Source organism: Williamsia sp. Y853 (assembly GCF_056786495.1).
In genome coordinates this window covers 1,904,180-1,923,581 of the sequence record NZ_JBXCJC010000001.1, presented here as the reverse complement: position 1 = coordinate 1,923,581, position 19,402 = coordinate 1,904,180, and the positions used below count along the sequence as shown (strand labels likewise).

At 62.5% G+C, this 19,402-nt stretch carries 18 protein-coding genes; 2 read left to right on the top strand and 16 right to left on the bottom strand.

The window, feature by feature from the left end; genetic code table 11:
• Positions 1-20: 20 nt before the first annotated feature.
• From AC1TPF_RS08940 to AC1TPF_RS08900, 9 genes are all read right to left on the bottom strand, one after another.
• The gene (locus AC1TPF_RS08940; protein WP_482143555.1) at positions 21-611 is read right to left on the bottom strand and encodes a ClpP family protease; all 591 of its coding nucleotides are present in this window, start codon (positions 609-611) and stop codon (positions 21-23) included.
• Positions 608-1,225, bottom strand: coding sequence for a ClpP family protease (locus AC1TPF_RS08935; RefSeq protein ID WP_482143554.1), 618 nt, complete (start codon positions 1,223-1,225; stop codon positions 608-610). Before AC1TPF_RS08935 ends, AC1TPF_RS08940 begins: the two co-directional genes overlap by 4 nt.
• Before the next feature lie 109 nt (positions 1,226-1,334).
• Positions 1,335-2,672, bottom strand: coding sequence for a cytochrome P450 (locus AC1TPF_RS08930; protein ID WP_482143552.1), 1,338 nt, complete (start codon positions 2,670-2,672; stop codon positions 1,335-1,337).
• Between the two features lie 157 nt (positions 2,673-2,829).
• On the bottom strand, positions 2,830-4,020 hold the full coding sequence (gene tuf, locus AC1TPF_RS08925) for an elongation factor Tu (protein ID WP_482135476.1): 1,191 nt from the start codon (positions 4,018-4,020) through the stop codon (positions 2,830-2,832).
• Positions 4,021-4,174: 154 nt separating this feature from the next.
• Positions 4,175-6,280, bottom strand: coding sequence for an elongation factor G (fusA, locus tag AC1TPF_RS08920; protein WP_482135477.1), 2,106 nt, complete (start codon positions 6,278-6,280; stop codon positions 4,175-4,177).
• A 47-nt stretch (positions 6,281-6,327) separates the two neighbouring features.
• A complete protein-coding gene (gene rpsG / locus AC1TPF_RS08915) occupies positions 6,328-6,798 on the bottom strand; it encodes a 30S ribosomal protein S7 (protein ID WP_482135478.1) in 471 nt (156 codons plus the stop codon).
• Positions 6,798-7,172 (bottom strand): 30S ribosomal protein S12, encoded by a 375-nt coding sequence (gene rpsL, locus AC1TPF_RS08910; RefSeq protein WP_482135479.1) that lies wholly within the window; start codon positions 7,170-7,172, stop codon positions 6,798-6,800. The genes rpsG and rpsL overlap by 1 nt, the downstream gene beginning before the upstream one ends.
• A 489-nt stretch (positions 7,173-7,661) precedes the next feature.
• The gene (locus AC1TPF_RS08905; protein ID WP_482135480.1) at positions 7,662-9,362 is read right to left on the bottom strand and encodes a SulP family inorganic anion transporter; all 1,701 of its coding nucleotides are present in this window, start codon (positions 9,360-9,362) and stop codon (positions 7,662-7,664) included.
• Positions 9,363-9,479: 117 nt separating this feature from the next.
• Positions 9,480-10,199, bottom strand: coding sequence for a YoaK family protein (locus AC1TPF_RS08900; protein ID WP_482135481.1), 720 nt, complete (start codon positions 10,197-10,199; stop codon positions 9,480-9,482).
• A gap of 512 nt (positions 10,200-10,711) precedes the next feature.
• Here AC1TPF_RS08900 and AC1TPF_RS08895 point away from each other — a divergent pair.
• Both AC1TPF_RS08895 and AC1TPF_RS08890 read left to right on the top strand, forming a co-directional pair.
• Positions 10,712-11,485 carry a FadR/GntR family transcriptional regulator gene (locus AC1TPF_RS08895; RefSeq protein WP_482143551.1) on the top strand — a complete coding sequence of 258 codons (774 nt, stop codon included), beginning with the start codon at positions 10,712-10,714 and terminating at the stop codon, positions 11,483-11,485.
• Between the two features lie 147 nt (positions 11,486-11,632).
• Positions 11,633-13,033 carry a GDSL-type esterase/lipase family protein gene (locus AC1TPF_RS08890; RefSeq protein WP_482143549.1) on the top strand — a complete coding sequence of 467 codons (1,401 nt, stop codon included), beginning with the start codon at positions 11,633-11,635 and terminating at the stop codon, positions 13,031-13,033.
• A 62-nt stretch (positions 13,034-13,095) separates the two neighbouring features.
• Here AC1TPF_RS08890 and AC1TPF_RS08885 read toward each other — a convergent pair whose 3' ends face one another.
• The 7 genes from AC1TPF_RS08885 to AC1TPF_RS08855 all read right to left on the bottom strand — a co-directional run bounded on the left by AC1TPF_RS08885 (position 13,096) and on the right by AC1TPF_RS08855 (position 19,396).
• Positions 13,096-13,905 carry a crotonase/enoyl-CoA hydratase family protein gene (locus AC1TPF_RS08885; RefSeq protein WP_482143547.1) on the bottom strand — a complete coding sequence of 270 codons (810 nt, stop codon included), beginning with the start codon at positions 13,903-13,905 and terminating at the stop codon, positions 13,096-13,098.
• A gap of 84 nt (positions 13,906-13,989) precedes the next feature.
• Positions 13,990-14,313, bottom strand: coding sequence for an ArsR/SmtB family transcription factor (locus AC1TPF_RS08880; protein WP_482135485.1), 324 nt, complete (start codon positions 14,311-14,313; stop codon positions 13,990-13,992).
• A complete protein-coding gene (locus AC1TPF_RS08875) occupies positions 14,300-14,758 on the bottom strand; it encodes an SRPBCC family protein (protein WP_482137244.1) in 459 nt (152 codons plus the stop codon). Before AC1TPF_RS08875 ends, AC1TPF_RS08880 begins: the two co-directional genes overlap by 14 nt.
• Positions 14,759-14,858: 100 nt before the next feature.
• The gene (locus tag AC1TPF_RS08870) at positions 14,859-15,461 is read right to left on the bottom strand and encodes a TetR/AcrR family transcriptional regulator (RefSeq protein WP_482137245.1); all 603 of its coding nucleotides are present in this window, start codon (positions 15,459-15,461) and stop codon (positions 14,859-14,861) included.
• Positions 15,458-16,216, bottom strand: coding sequence for an enoyl-CoA hydratase family protein (locus AC1TPF_RS08865; protein WP_482143545.1), 759 nt, complete (start codon positions 16,214-16,216; stop codon positions 15,458-15,460). Before AC1TPF_RS08865 ends, AC1TPF_RS08870 begins: the two co-directional genes overlap by 4 nt.
• Before the next feature lie 23 nt (positions 16,217-16,239).
• Positions 16,240-17,397, bottom strand: coding sequence for an acyl-CoA dehydrogenase family protein (locus tag AC1TPF_RS08860; RefSeq protein WP_482135487.1), 1,158 nt, complete (start codon positions 17,395-17,397; stop codon positions 16,240-16,242).
• 13 nt (positions 17,398-17,410) lie between these two features.
• On the bottom strand, positions 17,411-19,396 hold the full coding sequence (locus AC1TPF_RS08855) for an acetyl/propionyl/methylcrotonyl-CoA carboxylase subunit alpha (RefSeq protein WP_482143544.1): 1,986 nt from the start codon (positions 19,394-19,396) through the stop codon (positions 17,411-17,413).
• Positions 19,397-19,402 lie beyond the last annotated feature (6 nt).

Here is a 19,402-nt window from a genome sequence, read left to right as displayed (position 1 = left end):
CCCCGCCCGGTGAATTGCACCTACAAACGGGCCTGGAGTATCTCGTCGGCGAGACCGTAATCGACTGCTTGGTCGGCGCGCAGAATGAGGTCCCGGTCCGTGTCGCGCCGCAAGGTCTCGAGGTCTTTTCCGGTATGCCGGGACAACAACTCCTCCAATTCACCCCGCACGCGAAGTACTTCATCGGCATGGATGATCAGGTCCGGGATCGATCCTTTCCCCTCGATGGCCGGCTGATGCAACACCACTCGTCCGTGGCGGAGAATCCCCCGCTGTCCGGCAGTACCTCCGGCCAGTAGGACGGCCGCGGCACCGACGGCCTGACCCACACACGTCGTCGCGACATCGCAGGTGATGAAGCGCATGGTGTCGTAGACGGCAAGCATTGCCGACGGGGAACCACCCGGCGAGTTGATGTAGAGGTTGATCGGTTGCCCGGCACTGTCAGATGCGAGGTGCAACATCTGGGCGATCAGCACGTTCGCAACGCCGTCATCGATTTCCGTTCCGAGATAGACGATCCGCTCCGAGAGCAACCGGCTGTACACGTCCAGTGAGCGCTCGCCGCCCGCGGTCTTCTCGATCACGTAAGGCACGGTGTAGCTGCTCATCGCTTGCCGCCCAACGCAACCGGACGCGCGAATGCCGGGTAGATGTCTTCGACGCCGTCGACAACCCGATCGACGAACCCATAGTCCACAGCCTGCGCGGCGGTGTACCACCTGTCACGCAGGGAGTCGCTCACGATCCGCTCGAGCGGCATTCCGGTGTTGGCTGCGATCAGCGAGAGCACCGTGTCGCGAGTATGCCGCAGATCGTCGGCCTGCAATTCCACATCAACGGCCGTACCACCGATACCGGATGATCCCTGGTGCATCAGGATCCGCGAGTGCGTGAGCGCATATCGTTTGCCTGGCGTGCCTGCCGACAACAGGAACTGGCCCGCACTGGCGGCAATCCCGATTGCCAAGGTGCTCACGTCATTCGGGATGGCCCGCATCACGTCCATGATCGCGAGCATCGCAGGCACCGAACCGCCCGGCGAATTGATCCAGAAGCTGATGTCCTTGTGCGGATCCTCGGCAGACAGAAGAAGTAGCTGGCTGCAGAGCCGGTTGCCCAACGTCTGGTCGAGCTGGTCACCGAGCACGACAACGCGTTGATGAAAGAGCCTGCTCACCAATTCGTCGTCGATCGTGCTGTTGCCGTTCTGAATATTGTTCATGTCGCCCAGCGTGCCGAATCGCGCCGATCCACGAAAGAGGTTGCTGCCCACAGCAGTTCTGCCGTCGGCAGCTCGGCCCACTCGATGGTCGGTTCGGCACGCTCGACGGTCACCTGCGGCGCAGGGTCACCGGCAGTCCGTCTTTCGGGATCGGCAGGGAACTGTAGTCCATCGGGATCTCGTAGCCGGCGGGCACCGACCACTCGAAGTTGCGCAGCAGATGATGCATGATCGTCTTGATCTCCATCTGACCGAAATACAGGCCGATGCACTTGTGTACGCCACCGCCGAACGGACTCCACGCCATCCGGTGCACCTTGTCCTCGGCTCGCTCCTTGCTGAACCGTTCCGGGTCGAAGGTCCACGGATCCTTCCAATACTCCGCGTCCACGTGGTTCGCCTGGCTCGGCACAGCGACCATCGTGCCCTTCGGAACGAAATAGCCCTGAATCTCGGTGTCCTGCATGGCGGTTCGTGGATGAGCAGGCACCGGCGGACACAGTCGCAGCGATTCCTTCATCACGAAGTCGAGATCGGTCAGCGCCGCGAGATCCTCATAGGACAACTCCGACCCCAGCTCGAGTGACTGCGAACGGGCCCGCTCCTGCCACTGCGGCGCCTTCGCCATCTGGTAGCACATCTGGGTCATCGTGATGGTCGACGTGTCATGTGCGGCCATCAGCACAAAGATCATGTGGTTCACGACGTCCTCGTCGGTGAACCGATGCCCCTCTTCGCTTTCGGCAAAACACAGCTGGGAGAACAGATCCGGTGTCCGGGCGGATCGTTTTGCGGAGATGTGCTTGTAGAAGAACTCCTCGAGGATCTTGCGAGACCGCACTCCGCGCCACCACCGGGTTCCGGGGACGGGCTTACGGATCACCGCGGTGCCTGCCTGCACCGTCTCCAGGAATGCCTTGTTGATCCGGTCGGCTTCGGCCTTCGACAGCTCCATGCCGAGAAACACCTCGAGGGCCACATCAAGGGTCAGCGCCTTGAACTCCTTGAACAGCAGCACATCTCCGGTCGGGAACTGTTCCATCCGCCGCCGGATCATCGGCTGCATGGCATCCATATAGCCCTTGAGTACCTTCGTGTTGAAGGCCTGCTGCAGGATCAGGCGGTGATGGCGATGCTCGTCGAAGTCGAGCAACATCACGCCCCGGTTGAAGAATGGGCCGATCAGATAGGACCACGCAGGCCCGTTGGCGAAGGCCTTCTTCTTGTTCATCAGCAGCTCGTCGGCCGCCGCAGGCCCGGACGCCACGACGATCTTCTGGCCGAACGCATTGATCCCGGAAACCCTGCCGAACTTCGCATGTCGCTCGTCCGCATGCTTGAAGGGATCCCGCCGCATCGCAAGCACCTCGAGCGCCCCGTTGCGCGTCGAGAACGGGATCTCCTTGAGGTCGGAACCGGCGGGTATCTCCGAGAACTTTGTGGACATGGTCCGAGAACCTCCATTGGAACGAATTTTCCTAATCGTATCTTTGGAGGTAGGTACTTGTAAACCGTGTAAACAGATAGTTTTCCGGTCCAGGACAGACAAAAGCGCCCGACCCCAAAGGGATCGGGCGCTTTCGCTTCTAGCTGGGTACTACTGCTTACTTGATGATCTTGGTGACGCGACCGGCACCAACGGTGCGGCCACCTTCACGGATCGCGTAGCGCAGGCCCTCGTCCATGGCGACCGGCTGAATCAGCTTGACCGTCATCTCGGTGTTGTCACCGGGCATGACCATCTCGGTGCCCTCGGGCAGGGTCACAACGCCCGTCACGTCAGTTGTACGGAAGTAGAACTGGGGACGGTAGTTGTTGAAGAACGGGGTGTGCCGTCCACCCTCGTCCTTCGACAGGATGTAAGCCTGGCCCTCGAACTCGGTGTGCGGGGTGGTGGTACCCGGCTTGATGATGACCTGTCCACGCTCGACGTCCTCACGCTTGAGGCCACGCAGCAGCAGTCCGGCATTGTCGCCGGCCTGTGCCGAGTCGAGCAGCTTGTGGAACATCTCGATACCGGTGACGGTGGTCTTGGTGGTCTTCTCGCGGATGCCGACGATGTCGACTTCCTCGTTCACCTTGACCTCGCCACGCTCCACACGACCGGTGACAACGGTTCCACGACCGGTGATCGTGAACACGTCCTCCACGGGCATCAGGAACGGCTTCTCGGTTTCGCGAACCGGCTCCGGGATGCTCTCGTCGACAGCGTCCATGAGCTCTTCGATGGTCTTGACCCACTCGGGATCACCTTCGAGAGCCTTGAGTGCCGAGACCTTGATGACGGGGGCGTCCTCATCGAAATCCTGGGCGGCGAGGAGCTCACGCACCTCCATCTCGACCAGCTCGATGATCTCGTCGTCGTCAACCATGTCGGCCTTGTTCAGCGCGACAAGGATGTACGGCACGCCCACCTGACGGGCGAGCAGCACGTGCTCGCGAGTCTGCGGCATCGGGCCGTCAGTGGCGGCAACCACGAGGATCGCGCCGTCCATCTGAGCAGCACCGGTGATCATGTTCTTGATGTAGTCCGCGTGACCAGGAGCATCGACATGGGCGTAGTGACGCTTCTCGGTCTGGTACTCAACATGCGAGATGTTGATCGTGATACCACGAGCCTTCTCTTCGGGAGCCTTGTCGATCTGATCGAACGCGAAGCTCTCGTTGAGGGTCGGGTACTTGTCGTGCAGCACCTTGGTGATCGCCGCCGTCAGCGTGGTCTTGCCGTGGTCGACGTGACCGATCGTGCCGACGTTCACGTGCGGCTTGGTCCGCTCGAACTTCGCCTTCGCCACTTGATTGTCCTCCTGGACTGTCGAGCGACCGGGGCAATCCCGGTCACTGTGTGTTTAGTTCTTGGTCGGGGAAGGGCTTTTCAAAACCCTTCCCCGCACAAGCGATCTCTTAATTGTTGTGCGCCGATGGCGCTATCGCCGAGGCGACGGGTGATTACTCGCCCGTTGCCTTGGCAATGATCTCCTTCGCCACGTTCGCCGGAACTTCGGCGTACGAGTCGAACACCATGGAGTAGTTTGCCCGGCCCTGGGTCCGCGACCGAAGGTCGCCGATGTAGCCGAACATCTCCGACAGCGGAACCAATGCCTTAACGATACGGGCACCGCTGCGCTCTTCCATGGCCTGGATTTGACCACGGCGTGAGTTTAGGTCGCCGATCACGTCGCCCATGTAGTCCTCAGGTGTGGTGACCTCAACGGCCATCAACGGTTCGAGGATTACCGGACCCGCCATCCTGGCTGCCTCTTTCATGGCAGCCGATCCGGCGATCTTGAACGCCATCTCCGACGAGTCGACGTCGTGGTACGCGCCGTCGAGCAGAGAGAACTTCAAGTTGACCAGCGGATAACCGGCCAGTACGCCGTACTGCATCGCATCCTGCGCGCCGGCATCCACGGATGGGATGTACTCACGCGGAACGCGACCACCGGTCACGGCATTGACGAACTCGTAGGTGGCGCCATCTTCGGCATCCACCAGCGGCTCGAGCTTGACGATGACCTTGGCGAACTGACCACTACCACCCGTTTGCTTCTTGTGGGTGTAGTCGTGCTTCTCGACCGTCTTGCGAATGGTCTCTCGGTAAGCCACCTGCGGCTTACCAACATTGGCCTCGACCTTGAACTCGCGCTTCATGCGATCGACAAGGATGTCCAGGTGGAGCTCGCCCATACCGCCGATGACGGTCTGGCCGGTCTCGTTGTCCAGCTTGACCGAGAACGTCGGATCCTCTTCGGCCAGCTTCTGGATCGCAAGACCCAGTTTTTCCTGGTCCGACTTGGTCTTCGGCTCGATCGAGACGTTGATGACCGGGTCCGGGAAACTCATCGATTCCAGGACGATCGGGTTTGCCGCGTCACACAGGGTGTCGCCGGTGGTGGTGTCCTTGAGGCCGATCATCGCGTAGATGTGGCCCGCCGTGGCATCCTCAACCGGCATTTCCTTGTTGGCGTGCATCTGGAACAGCTTGCCGATGCGCTCTTTTTTGCCCTTGGTGGCATTGAGCACGCCGGTGCCGGCCGTGATGTGGCCCGAGTAGACCCGCACGAACGTCAACTTGCCGAAGAACGGGTGCGAGGCGATCTTGAACGCCAGCGCCGCGAACGGCTCGTCCGCCGACGGCTTACGCGACAGGATCTCTTCTTCGTTGCCGAGCGCGTGACCTTCCACAGAGGGAACGTCGAGCGGGCTCGGCAGGTAATCGATGACCGCGTCGAGCATGGGCTGAACGCCCTTGTTCTTGAACGCAGAACCACAGATCACCGGGTAGAGCACGCGGTTGACGGTCAGCTTGCGAATCGCAGCCTTGACCTCGGCGATGGTGACCTCTTCGCCGCCGAAGTACTTCTCCAGAAGCACCTCGTCGGTCTCGACGATGGTCTCCATCATCTTCTCGCGGTACTCTTTCGCCTTTTCGAGCAGATCCGCGGGGATCTCTTCGATGGTGGGCTCAGTACCGGACGGGACAACGCCGCGCCAGGTGATGGCACGCATCTCGACCAGGTCGACAACGCCGTCGAAGTCATCCTCGGCGCCGATCGGCAGCTGGAGAACCAGCGGCTTGGCACCGAGACGCTCTTCGATGGTGCGCACCGTGAAGTAGAAGTCGGCGCCCAGTTTGTCCATCTTGTTGACAAAGCAGATACGCGGAACGTCGTACTTCTCGGCCTGCCGCCAGACCTGCTCGGACTGCGGCTCCACACCCTCTTTGCCGTCGAACACCGCAACCGCACCGTCGAGCACACGCAGGCTTCGCTCCACCTCGACGGTGAAGTCGACGTGCCCGGGGGTGTCGATGATGTTGATCTGGTTCTTGTTCCAGAAACAGGTCACCGCAGCGGAGGTGATGGTGATACCCCGCTCCTTCTCCTGCTCCATCCAGTCGGTCGTCGAGGCGCCGTCGTGGGTCTCGCCGATCTTGTAGTTGACACCGGTGTAGAAGAGGATTCGCTCGGTGGTTGTGGTCTTGCCGGCATCGATGTGAGCCATGATGCCGATATTGCGAACCTTGTTGAGGTCGCTGAGCACTTCCTGTGCCACTTAATTCCTCACTCTGAATTGAAAGTTTTTGCAGCTGTTGCTGAGTATCACCAGCGGTAGTGCGCGAACGCCCGGTTGGCCTCGGCCATTTTGTGGGTGTCCTCGCGACGCTTGACTGCAGCGCCCAGACCATTGCTCGCGTCCAGCATCTCGTTTGCAAGACGCTCGACCATGGTCTTCTCGCGACGCTGACGGCTGAAGGTGACGAGCCAACGCAGAGCGAGGGTGTTCGCGCGACCGGGCTTGACCTCGATCGGCACCTGGTAGGTGGCGCCACCGACACGACGGCTCTTGACCTCGAGGGCGGGGCGGACGTTGTCCAGCGCACGCTTGAGGGTCACGACGGGGTCGGTGCCGGTCTTCTCGCGGGCCTGCTCGAGAGCCTTGTACACGATGCGCTCGGCGGTCGACTTCTTGCCGTCCAGCAGGATCTTGTTCACCAGCTGGGTGACCAGCGGGCTGCCGTATACGGGGTCATTGATGAGTGGGCGTTTTGGTGCGGGTCCTTTACGTGGCATCAGCCCTTCTCCTTCTTCGTGCCGTACTTGCTGCGGCCTTGCTTGCGGGCCTTGACACCCTGGGTGTCGAGCGAGCCACGAATGACCTTGTAACGCACACCCGGGAGGTCCTTCACACGACCACCGCGAACGAGCACCATCGAGTGCTCCTGCAGGTTGTGGCCTTCACCGGGAATGTATGCGGTCACCTCAACCGAACTGGTGAGGCGGACACGGGCGACCTTACGAAGCGCCGAGTTCGGCTTCTTCGGGGTCGTGGTGTAGACGCGGGTGCACACACCGCGTCGCTGCGGGCTGCCCTTCAGCGCTGCCGTTTTCTGCTTGGCAGGCTTGTCGTGACGGCCCTTGCGGACCAGCTGGTTGATAGTTGGCACTGAGAGTCTTCCTTTGGTTGGCGGTCTTCTTTGCTGCTCTGCTGCGGTTTCTGCTCCGGGCAAGTTTCCGATAAATCTCGGAACCTCCGCAGTACGCCCCACCAGTTGAAAAGCCCTGGTCAGGTAACGCCTTCCCTACCCCTTAGTCGGGCGTGTCGAAAACGCCCAGCGTGGCAGGTGAAGGCACGCAGATGGGACCCGGCCATTTGAATTAATGCGGAGGCCGAGCACCAGCGGTCAAGTCTACCGACCCGGTGTGCCCAGGTCAAAATCGTCCGGCACCAGCGCAGACCAAAGCAATTCTGCAGGTCTCCGCCGGTCTCGTGAAGAGGCCGACAACCGACTGCCCAGGGCGGGATTCGGCGTCGTCAACCACCCTTTACGGAAGTCTATTCCTCGGCGATCATTCCGGGTACGACCGGCGTGAACTGAGCTGTGGAAATTGCCCAACCGAGTCTCGACGACGGGTTGACCCGAAGCCGCGCAGGCTCAGGTGGCGCAACGATCACGGAAGGCGGCGACGGCGGCGTCGATGGTCGGATAGAAGTGTCCGGCGCCGAACCTGTCGCCCACCCCGAACCGGATGAGGCGGTCTTTGATAGGACCCTTCATCTCCGCGAAAACCAGATGGATGCCCTTGCCCTCGAGATACGTGTCGAGGTCGACGAGTTCGTCGACTGCGGTGGTGTCGAGTCCGGTGAGGGCCTCCGCAGCGACGATGACCCATTCGACGGGCGTCTTCGCATCCGCCACCACCGATCGCACGAAGTTGTCGAAGACGTCTCCGTTAGCGAAGAACAGCGGGGCGTCGAAGCGCACCAGCACCAGTCCCGGGATTCGATGTCCTTCGGGATGACGGTCGATGTCGTGGAAGCCCGGTTCTCCAGGCGTCTGGACGAGTTCGGTGCGGTAGGGCTGCCACGACCGGGCCACCACTGCGATGAAGGACAGTGCGATCGCCACCAGGACACCCTGCAGGACACCCACCAGCGCGACGCCGAGGAACGCCGCCGAGGCCAGACCGAACTCGGTCCGGCTCATCTGCCACATCCGGATCATCCCGTTGACGTCCACCAGCGCGGTCGCGGCGACGATCACCACGGCGCCCAGCGTCGCGTCGGGAAGATATTCGGTGACGCCGGGCGCGACGAGGATGAACACCAGGACCGCAAGCGCACCGACAACACCGGCCAATTGGGTCTTGGCACCGCTCTGTTCGGCAACCGGGGTCCGAGATCCACTCGCGGAGATGGGAAATCCGCTGAACATTCCGCCTGCGATGTTGGCGACCCCGATCGCCTTCATCTCGGTGCTGCCATTCACGTCCTCGCCATGACGGGCCGCGAAGGTGCGCGAGAGAACACCGGTATCGGCAAAGGCGATCAATGCGATACCGGCGGCGGGCCCGATGAGTTCGGCCACGTCCCCCCAGTCGACGCCACCGAACGACGGCAGCGGCATCCCTTCTGGCAGTGCACCGACCATCCCGATGTCGTCCGTCAGACCCAGCGCAGCCGAGACGATGATCGCCGCGACCACCGCGACGAGCACACCGGGGATACGCGGAACTGCGATGCGAAATCCGATGATGATGGCCAACGAACCGAAACCGATTGTGGCGGCGAGGAGATCGATGTCGCCGTTCGCGATGGCCTTTACGGTCTCCCAGATCTCGCCGAGCAAGCTGTCCGCGTCGACGGAGAACCCGAGCAACTTGGGCAACTGGCCTACCACCACGATCAGGGCGATCGCATTGAGATAGCCGAGTCGGATGGGTTTCGAGAGGAGGTCGGTGACGAATCCGAGACGCAGGAAGCCGGCAAGCAGGAGGATGAGGCCGACCAGAACACCCAGAACGCCGGCCAACGCGAGCGCACTCTCGGGATCATCGGTGACCGCCAGCGGCACGACAGCCGCCGCGATCAGCGGTGCCAGGGACGAATCAGGACCGAGGACAAGGATTTTCGACGGTCCCACCACCGCGTAAGCCAGTAGCGGGACGATGGTGGCGTACAGGCCCGCGTAGGCAGGCAACCCCGCCGCCTCGGCGTATCCCATTCCCGCCGGGATGAGCAGTGCGGTCAGAACGAGCCCGGCGGTGATGTCCGGCCGCAACCATTCGCGGCGGTAGGACCGCGCAGTCGCAACTCCCGGCAACTTGGCAAAGCCATCCGTCACAACATTTCCCATGACATCACCCCGAACGTCCGACTGCTTCAGACCCGGCCCGGATGGGTCACGCGATCATTGTCAGCCCAAAAGATGCCTTCCGACGAACGATTTAGCAATTCCAGATCCACCGTCGACTCAGACCGCGTCGTCGTCCTCTCCGGAATGACGATGGTGTCCGATCGCCGCGACCACAACTGTGATGACCGCAGATGCCAGGACCCCGGCGCTGACATCGATGAACAGCAGCGCCGCACCCACCAGTGCACCGACGCCGATCGCGAGGACGGCGAGCAGTCGTCGCACCCACAACTGCTCGCGCGCGGCACCGAACCGCGAATCGCAGGCCAGCCCCGTGATCGTCGAGGTGACCACCACGGTTGTCACGTCGGCAACCGCCACGTGCCGGGCCACTGCCGCCTGAAGCCCCATCGGGGTGGCGAGCAGGACCGTTGCCAACGGTTTGGTGAGCCCGTGGTCGATCGGCACGACCAGCAGCATGACGCCGGTGGCGCAGAGCACCGCGGCCACCGCGAACAATGCGCCGGTGACCCTCGGTGTCCACTTGGCCTTCTCGTGACGGACGAACCGCCCTCCCATTGCCGCACCCGCCATGAAGCCGGCCAGCGCGAGAATGGGTCCGAGCACCGGCAACCCGTCGGCCTGCCCGATGCCCATACCCATGATCACGACGTTGCCGGTCATGTTCGCGGTGAACACCTTATCGAGCGCGAGGTAGCCGACAGCATCGGAGATACCCGTAGAAAAGGTCAGGGCGAGCATGCAGAACGTCCGGATGTCCGCGGCGTCGAAGCCCCGCAGGCGCCCCGCCCCTGAACTCCCCGAATTCAGTGCCATGGTGCGAAATCCGCCTTTCTGATCCGACAGTGGACGCCCTTGACATCGTCGACGACCTGACCGACAACGGTGTCCGCTGCGGTCAGGCCCATCGGACGACGTCGTGAACGGATAACCCAGCGCATGGCGGCTCCAAAAGAGAGATTTCAGGGAACGCTGACGGATTGTCAGCTCGAAAATCGGGACCACTTGGTCCGACCAAGTCGACCGTAGAGCCGACGCGATTCCGCCGTCAATTGCAGGCGATACTTGTTCACACCAATGAAACAGAGAATCCTGTCGGCGACATCGAAGTCCCACTCAATGGGATCATAAAGACGCGAAATAGACCTTCTACCAGTGGATTCACGAGGATTGCCGGTTCTGGGATTTCGATTTGCCGCAATTGTTAACAGCCCGTTGCAGATCGCCTCCTCACCTGGCGGGCCGCTCGTGAACCCGGCTAAGGTCAGACCAATTCAACCGGATTGGTCAGGCCAAGTCGACAATTCCGAGGACGAGCGAGGCATGATTTGTCACCCACGATCGGGTCTGGGAACTCGGGCGGACGGACTGTACCCGTCGAGGCACTTTCCATCGGCTACAGCACCTCCACCGGTCGCGACAGCGTCAGCGCCGCGATCGCGGCACATCTCGAAAAGCTCATTGCCACAGGTGAACTCGTCCCCGGCGACCGACTGCCATCCGAACGAGAGCTGGCCATTCACATGGGCATATCACGCGCGTCCTTGCGGGAGGCGATGCATGAACTGCAGTCGAAGCACCTTGTGGAACGCCGACCAGGACGCGGTACAACCGTGATGCCGATGCCCAAACGGGTCCAGACCCTGTACGCCGAGCTCTCCGATGCCGAGCATCAACTCCGTGATGTTGCGGAGCTGCGGGAGACCATCGAACCCAGGCTGGCAGCGCTCGCCGCACTTCGCGCAACACCGACCAATCTCATTGCACTCGAGGAGGTTCTGCGCCGATCAGTCACCGATGCAACGCCGGACGAATCGCTGCGCTGCGACCTCGAGTTTCATATGCTGCTCGCCGCGGCATCGCAGAATCCACTGATGTCGGCCATCAACACCCTGGCCGGATCATGGACCTGCACCACACGCGTTCTGTCACATTCGACCCGCTATGCGCGGGAAGTCTCGTACCTCGGCCACAAGTCGATCCTGGCGGCCGTCTCCGCCGGAAGCGCAGACGGAGCACGAGAAGCGATGCGCAAGCACCTCGGAGAGGTGGCATCCATGACCCAGGAGACATTTGACTACATGACAGACGGTGTGAGGTGACTTGCCGCGAAGGATTGCTTGCGCGAGATCTGTTGATCCACAACGATCCTCGGCTCGAACCATCCTTAAAGGGGCCAACGAGGCACTTTGTTAGACGAAACACCGTTCACCCTTCATTGATGGCCCACGTGACTTAGTGTTGCGCTCATGTCATCTGAATTTCGGGCCCATCCGACCAAGGGGGCGTTTTGGCCTGCGGCCAAACGCCTCTCCGGAACAGCCCTCGTCGCCCTCACGGTCGGTGCCGCTCTCACTGTCGCACCATCCGGCCCGGCGACCGCGGCACCCGCGCCGATCAACTGTCCGGCACCGGGACCCTGGGTAGGTGCGTGGGGCGCACCCGCGTCGGATTCAAGCGCTCGCAGCATCCCTACCGACCCCAGCGGCAATTTTGCGGTCGCGGTTGACAACTCGACCGTTCGCTCGATCATCACCCCCACTCGAGGTGGCGAGGTCCTACGTGTACATCTCTCGAACCTGTTCGGAATAGCGCCCCTGACGATCGGGCGGGCGAGCGTGGCAAAACAAGCCGGAGGCGCGAAAATCGCCAATCCCGTCCCGCTGCTCTTCAATGGACAGACGTCGGTGACGGTGCCGGTGGGAGTCGATGTCGTCAGCGACCCCACCGTTCTGCCATTCGCCGCCCGCGAATCCCTGGCGATCAGCACCTTCCTGCCCGCATCCGTCACTGTGCCGACGCGCCATTTCGCGGCCCGTCAGCACTCCTACCAAACGGACGCAGGCGCTGGGGATCAGACCTTTGAGGTCGGTGAAGCGCCCTTCGACAACGCCACCACGTCACGGCTGTTCACGACCGGAATGGACGTCCTCACGCCCGGTGTCGGGGCGGTTGTAGCGCTCGGGGACTCACTCACCGACGGCTATCGGGGAACCACAACGCCACCGCATTACCCTGAATCAGCAGTAGGGCTCGACGAACTCGTCCGCTGGCCGGACTTCCTCGCCGCCCGCGTCAATGCCACAGGGCTCCCGTTGACCGTCGTAAACGCCGGGATCACCGGGAACATGGTCACCATGGATGCGAGCTCCAACCCGGCCGCCGGGCCGTCAGCGCTCAGCCGGCTCAGCCGAGACGTGCTGTCGGTGCCGAATGTGAGTACTGTCGTGCTGTTCGAAGGCATCAACGATCTGGGCCACGGTGCAACGTTTGAATCACTCACCCAGGGCTACGAATCCATCGTCGCATCGCTGCACAAACGTGGCATCCGTGTCGTGCAGGGCACCATCACGCCGTCGGGCGGCAACGCAACCTACGGCGATTCCACCGATCCCACATTGAATCCCCTACGTATCCGCGTCAATGAGTGGATCCTCAAAAGCAGCCCGGCCGACAGCGTCGTCGACTTCGACAAGGCCATCGCCGATCCTGCCAAACCCTCATACATCAGAGCTGATCTCGACGGTGGCGACGGTTTGCACTTGACTCCCGCTGGATATCAGATCCTTGCCAACACGATCAGCCTCAAGCAGATCCAGAATCCGTGCTCCTCGCCGTCCGGTTCTTCTTCCTGGGGCTCGGCAGCGTAGCCGCAGTTTCATCCAACAATCACGATGAGTGAACTCTGTCCCGCCGACCGGCGGGGCAGAGTTCATTTTTTGTTGCGGGCCAGGCTTTCTTGGCGTTCGCGGACCACCGCAATCTGCTCAGGAGATCCGATGAGCTCCCGGATCGCGACCTGCTCGGCATCCAAACCTGCTGCCAGATCGGTACGGCCTGCCAGATCCAACAGCGCCTTGGCATGTACCAGCGCGTTGCGGGAGTTTCCGGCGATCTCGGTGGCGAGTGTGGTCGCCGCGAGCACCGGGTTCAAGTTGATACGTGTGGCCAATCCCAGTGTCACGGCTTCGGTTCCGGTGATCTGACGGCCGGTGAAGACAAGTTCTTTGGCCACGTCTCGTCCGACGAGTTCAGGGAGCAGCTGGGTGCCGGTCATATCCGGAATGAGGCCCCAGACGATTTCCATCATCGACAGCTTGGCCTCCGGTCCGACGATCCGGATGTCTGCGCCGAGCGCCAACTGCAATCCCCCACCGAACGCCACCCCATGCACAGCTGCGATCACCGGTACCGGCACCAGCGACCAGACATGCACGGCCTGCTGGGCCAGTGCAGCCGCAGCACCCAGACGTGGGCGTTCGATCACCACCGCATCGGCTCCCGATGCCATCCGTTCGAACTCCGCCATGTCCAGGCCCGCGCAGAACCCGCGACCCTCACCAGCCAGCACCACCGCCGAGATATCGGTCCGTGCGATCAGGTCTTGGCCCACTGCAACCAGTTCTTCGAACATCGCACCGTTGAGAGCGTTCATCTTGTCGGGGCGATTGAGACGCACCTGCGCGATCCCATCGTGCACATCGCACGTCACCACAGCTTGCGTGTTCGGAGTTTGCGTCATGAACCGTTCCTACCAGACCGGCCCCGTTCTCCGACATGGCGGCGCCGGCCTCCCCCGAGCTCGCCGACGGGTCTAAAAGCACGGTCAAGGGTTTTCGGCACGCACCTTGATATCGGCCAGACGGCGATCCCAACCTGATGCGATACTCGCCAGTTCCCGGCCGATCATGCTCAACCGGGCACCAACAGCGGTGAACTGCACCTCGCGACCTACCTTCTCCGAGGAGACGAGGCCAGTTTCCTCCAGTACCGCAAGATGTTTGGCGATGGCCTGCCGCGACACCGGGAACTCGGCGGCAAGCGACGAGGCCGATGCGGACGATTTACCCAACCGCACCAACAGATTCCACCGGGTATCGTCGGCCAGTGCTGCAAAGACAACCGTCAGACCTGGTTCAGCCATTGGCATCGGCGTGCACACCCTCAACATGGCCTTTGGCAACAGTCAGCTCAACGTTCCAGCCCTTGGTGTTGTCGTCGAGCTTCTTGCGCCGCTCGGCCGCATCACCGGGGAGCGAGGCAAAGCCGCTCTCAACAACCCTGAGAGTCACTGAATCAGTGGACCTCTCGTCGATCCAGAACTCGACGAGTGTGGATGCGCTCTCGGTATCGTCGACATCTGCGAGCCAACGAAAGGCGGCGTATTTCGGCGGGTCGAGCGATACCGTCCGGAACGCAAAAGCCCCATGATTCGGATCATGGATGATGCTGACATCCCCTGACTTCTCGATCCGATGCTCGGTGATCTGTTCCTTGTTGATGAACCAACCAGGTTCCGAGATCAGCGTCCAGACGCGCCCGGCCGGCGCGTCGATGTCGATCTGCTTTTCGATGCGATCAAGTTCCACTGTCATGGTTTCCTCAAGGTCGACGATTTTCTTCCTGCAACCAAAGGATTGCACATCCATCGCCATTTATGCAACCAACAGGTTGCACTTCATCGGTTCACCCGAGTCAGGACAACGACGCCTGCAGCACCTGCGCCCAGGTGCCAACCACCTGTTTGCGTCGCGCCGAGTCGTCGGACAAGGTGTCGGCCAACCCCAGCCCCCGAGCGAAATCGAGGGTTGCCTGCACGAGCCGGTGGATGCGCGGATCGGTACCGTCGACACCGAGCATCTGCACTGTCATCCGGTGTGCCGCAACACCGAATCGGCCTTCCAGCGGGAGTATCAGCTCCTTGAGTGCCTGGTCAGACGCCGCCGCACACCACACCTGCAATGCCGCTTTGAACTCCACGCCGGTGTAGAACTCCACCGCGGTCGACACCGCGACCTCTATTCGCCCCTCGCCCTGCGGTAGCCGGTTGGTCTCCTCGACGGCACGCAGCGTGAGGAGCTCGAACGCGTGCTCGAGTGCCGCGGTGATCAGGTCTTCCCGCGTCGGGAAATGGTGTTGTGCCGCGCCCCGGGACACGCCCGCGCGGGTGGCCACCACGCCCACACTGCACGCGGCCCATCCGTCGGTCGCCAGGACATCGATGGTGGCGTCGAGAAGGCGCTGACGGGTCGCCCGGCTGCGTTCCTGCTGCGGTGACCGCGTGGCACCGCGGGTCATCGGTCCGCCAGCCACGGTGGGGGCTGCTTGTTCAGGAACGCCATCATGCCGGCTCTGGCCTCGTCGGAGCCGAACAGTGCCGCCGACTCCGACGCCAGGCGCTGCGCGTCGGCATCGAATCCGGCCAAGATGGCGGCGGTGGTCAGCTTCTTGCTGGCAGCCAGTCCCTGCGGGGAACCTTTGCGCAGGTCAGCGCACCACCGGGCCACGACCTGGTCGACGGCTGCCGCGTCGGGAGCGGCGACGGTGATCAAGCCGATCTGATCTGCGACATTCGCATCGAACTTCTCACCGGTGAGGAAGTACCGACCGGCTGCGCGTGAGGTCAGTCGAGGCAGGACCGCAAGTGAAATCATCGAAGGAGCCACGCCGATCCGGGCCTCGGTCAGCGCAAATGTGCTCGTCGGGCCCGCGACAACAAGATCGCACGCACCGACGAAACCGAATCCACCGGCCCGCACGTGGCCGTCGATCCGGCCGATCACAGGTTTCGGCAATTCCAGGATCGCGCGCATCAGGTCGATCATCACCTCCGGGCGTGACTGTCCCGCCTCACTGAGATCAGCTCCGGCGCAGAAGGTTCCACCGGTATGCGTCAACACCACCACCCGCACCTGCGGGTCGTCGGCAGCTCCGCGCAGCCGCGCAAAGAGCTGCTCCACCAACGACATCGAGATCGCGTTGCGGTTGGCAGGCGAGTCCAGCGTGATGGTGGCGACCCCAGCATCGACCCGATATCGGACAACCTCGTTCATCTGCTCATCCTGTCAGTGCGTCCTCAGTACGACTTCGGAAGGCCCAGGCTGTTCTGCGCCACGAAGTTCAGGATCATCTCCCGGCTCACCGGTGCGACCCGTGCGATACGACAGAGGTTGAGCAGCGGCGCCAGCCCGTATTCGGTGGACAATCCATTGCCGCCCAACGAATGTACGGCCTGATCAACGATTTTCACGCAGGCCTCGGCGGCCGCATATTTCGCCATGTTGGCCGGTTCGGCGGCACCCCAATCATCGCCGGCGTCATACAGGGTCGCGGCCTTCTGCATCATCAGCTTGGCCAGCTCCATCTCGATCTTGCCGACTGCGAGCGGATGCGCGATTGCCTGGTGGGCACCGATCGGCGTCTTCCAGACCGTCCGTTCGTTGACGTATTCCACTGCCCGCCCCAACGCGTACCGGCCCATGCCGACCGCGGTGGCAGCAGCCATGATCCGTTCCGGGTTCAGTCCGGCGAACAACTGACTGAGCGCAGCGTCCTCGGATCCGACAAGTGCGTTCGACGGCAGGCGAACGTCATCGAGGAAGAGCAGGAACTGCTTTTCGGGGTTGACCAGATCCATCGCTATCTGGTTGAACTCGAAGTTCGGCGCATCGGTGGGCACGATGAACAGTGCCGGCTTGAGTCGTCCGGTCTTGGAGTCCTCGGTTCGTGCCACGATCAACACGGCCTGTGCCTGATCCACACCAGAGACATAGATCTTTCGTCCCGACAGCAACCACTCTTCGCCGTCACGCCGAGCAGTGGTGGTGATGTTGTGTGAGTTCGAACCCGCGTCGGGTTCGGTGATACCGAAGGCCATGGTGATCGTCCCGGAGGCCAGGCCCGGCAGCCACGTCTGTTTCTGTTCGTCGGTACCGAACCGCGCGATCACATTGCCGCAGATGGCAGGCGAGACAACCATCATCAGCAGACCGCTACCGATGGCGGCGAGTTCTTCCATGACAATCGACAGTTCGTACATCCCGGCGCCGCCGCCCCCGTACTCCTCCGGGAGATTCACCCCGATGAAGCCGAGTTTGCCTGCTTCCGACCACAACTCGTCGGTCTTTCGTCCGCTGCGCGCGCATTCCAGGAAGTACTCGTGCCCGAACCGGCCACCGAGGCCTGCCACCGCACTGCGCAGGGCCTTCTGTTCATCCGTTTCCACAAAACTCACGATGCCTTCTCCCTCAGTTGCTTTCGGCCAGTTCATGCTCGGTGATGACGGCGAGGATCTCCCCCACCGACACCTGCTGCCCCGGCGCCACGGGTAGCTCTTCCACGATGCCGTCTGCGGAGGCAGCAATCGTGTGTTCCATCTTCATCGCCTCGAGCCACATCAGTGGCTCACCGCGGGTCACTCGTTGGCCCGGTGCCACGGCGATCCGGATCACCGAACCCGGCATCGGCGCCAGCAACGAACCCGGGGTGTTGGTCTCGGCGGGGTCGACGAACCGGAGCTTGCGGATCAGCGCCACCGATCCTCCTGAGAAGTCCACCCACACACCCTCGCCATATCGGTCGACGGTGTACTTGCGGTCCACTCCGGCAACGGTGAGAACGACCGCATCGGCATCGATTCGGGTCACCGTGACATCTGGGTCATCCGCCAAGACCACACCGTCCCTGGCGTGCCGATAGTGAACCGTGATCTCGTGCTCGCCGTGGAGGTAGGACTTGGACTGCGGGCCCGACGCCAGGTTGCGCCAACCCGAGGGCAGCGGCCTGCCCGACTGCTGCCGGTTCGTCTCCGCATCCGCGAGTGCCACGGCGACGGCCGCGAGGCGGACCTGATCCTGCCCGGCCAGTGGCGCGGAGAGTACATCGAGACCGATCTCCTCGATGAACTTGGTTGTCGTGTTGCCACTGCGGAACTCGTGGTGGCGCAGCATATTCACCAATGTGTCCCGGTTCGTCCGCGGACCGTGTAACCGGGCCGAGGCCAGTGCCCTGGCCAGGATGTTGATCGCGGCGTCGCGGTCGGGTGCCCAGCTGATGACCTTGGCCAACATCGGATCGTAGAAGGTCGACACCTCACCGCCATCGGTGATGCCGGAATCAACCCGCACGCCCGGCTCGGTGAGCCGTCCGAACCGAACATCAGCATCGACCCCGAACCGATGGAACCGTCCCGATTGTGGCTGGTAGTCCACCGCCGGGTCTTCCGCGTACAGCCGAACCTCGATGGAATGTCCTTGCGGCTCCGGCGGATGCGCAGGTAGCAGGTCGCCGCGGGCGATCTGCAGCTGCCAGGCAACCAGATCGAGCTTGGTGGTCTCCTCGGTCACCGGATGTTCCACCTGCAGGCGGGTATTCATCTCGAGAAAGTAGAATCGACCGTCGTCATCGGCCAGGAACTCCACGGTCCCGGCCCCCGTGTAACCGATTGCCGAGGCGGCGGCGCGCGCAGCGTCGAACAGCTTGTCCCGCAGTCCGGTTCCGATCCGCTGCACGAGCGGTGACGGCGCCTCTTCGATGACCTTCTGATGCCGGCGCTGGATCGAGCATTCCCGTTCGCCGACGGCCCACATGGTGCCTGCGGTGTCGCCGAGTACCTGCACCTCGATGTGGTGGCCCCGTTCGATGAACGGTTCACAGAACACCGTGCTGTCACCAAATGCCGACAGTGCCTCACGGCGAGCACCTTCGACCTGCTCGGCAAGTTGGCCGGAGTCGCGGACGATGCGCATGCCGCGCCCGCCGCCGCCTGCCGAGGCCTTGATCAGAACCGGCAACTGGTCGGCCGTCACCGCGGCCGGGTCCAGATCGTCCAGCGTGGGAACGCCCGCCTTGCGCATCATCGCCTTGGCATTGACCTTCGATCCCATCGCGACGATGGCCGCGGGTTCCGGACCGATCCAGGTCAGTCCGGCATCGAGTACCGCCTGAGCGAATTCGGCGTTCTCCGAGAGAAATCCGTACCCCGGGTGGACCGCATCGGCGCCGGCCGACCGGGCCGCGGCTATCACTTTCGCGGCGTCGAGGTACGTGTCAGCGGAAGTATTGCCCGGCAATCGGACCGCCACGTCGGCCTCGCCCACGTGGGGAGCTCCCGCGTCGGGATCGGAATACACCGCCACGGTGCCGATCCCGAGCCGGCGGCAGGTGGCGAACACCCGGCAGGCGATCTCGCCCCGGTTGGCAACAAGCACACTGGTCACGTTCGGTTTGTTCATCACCCA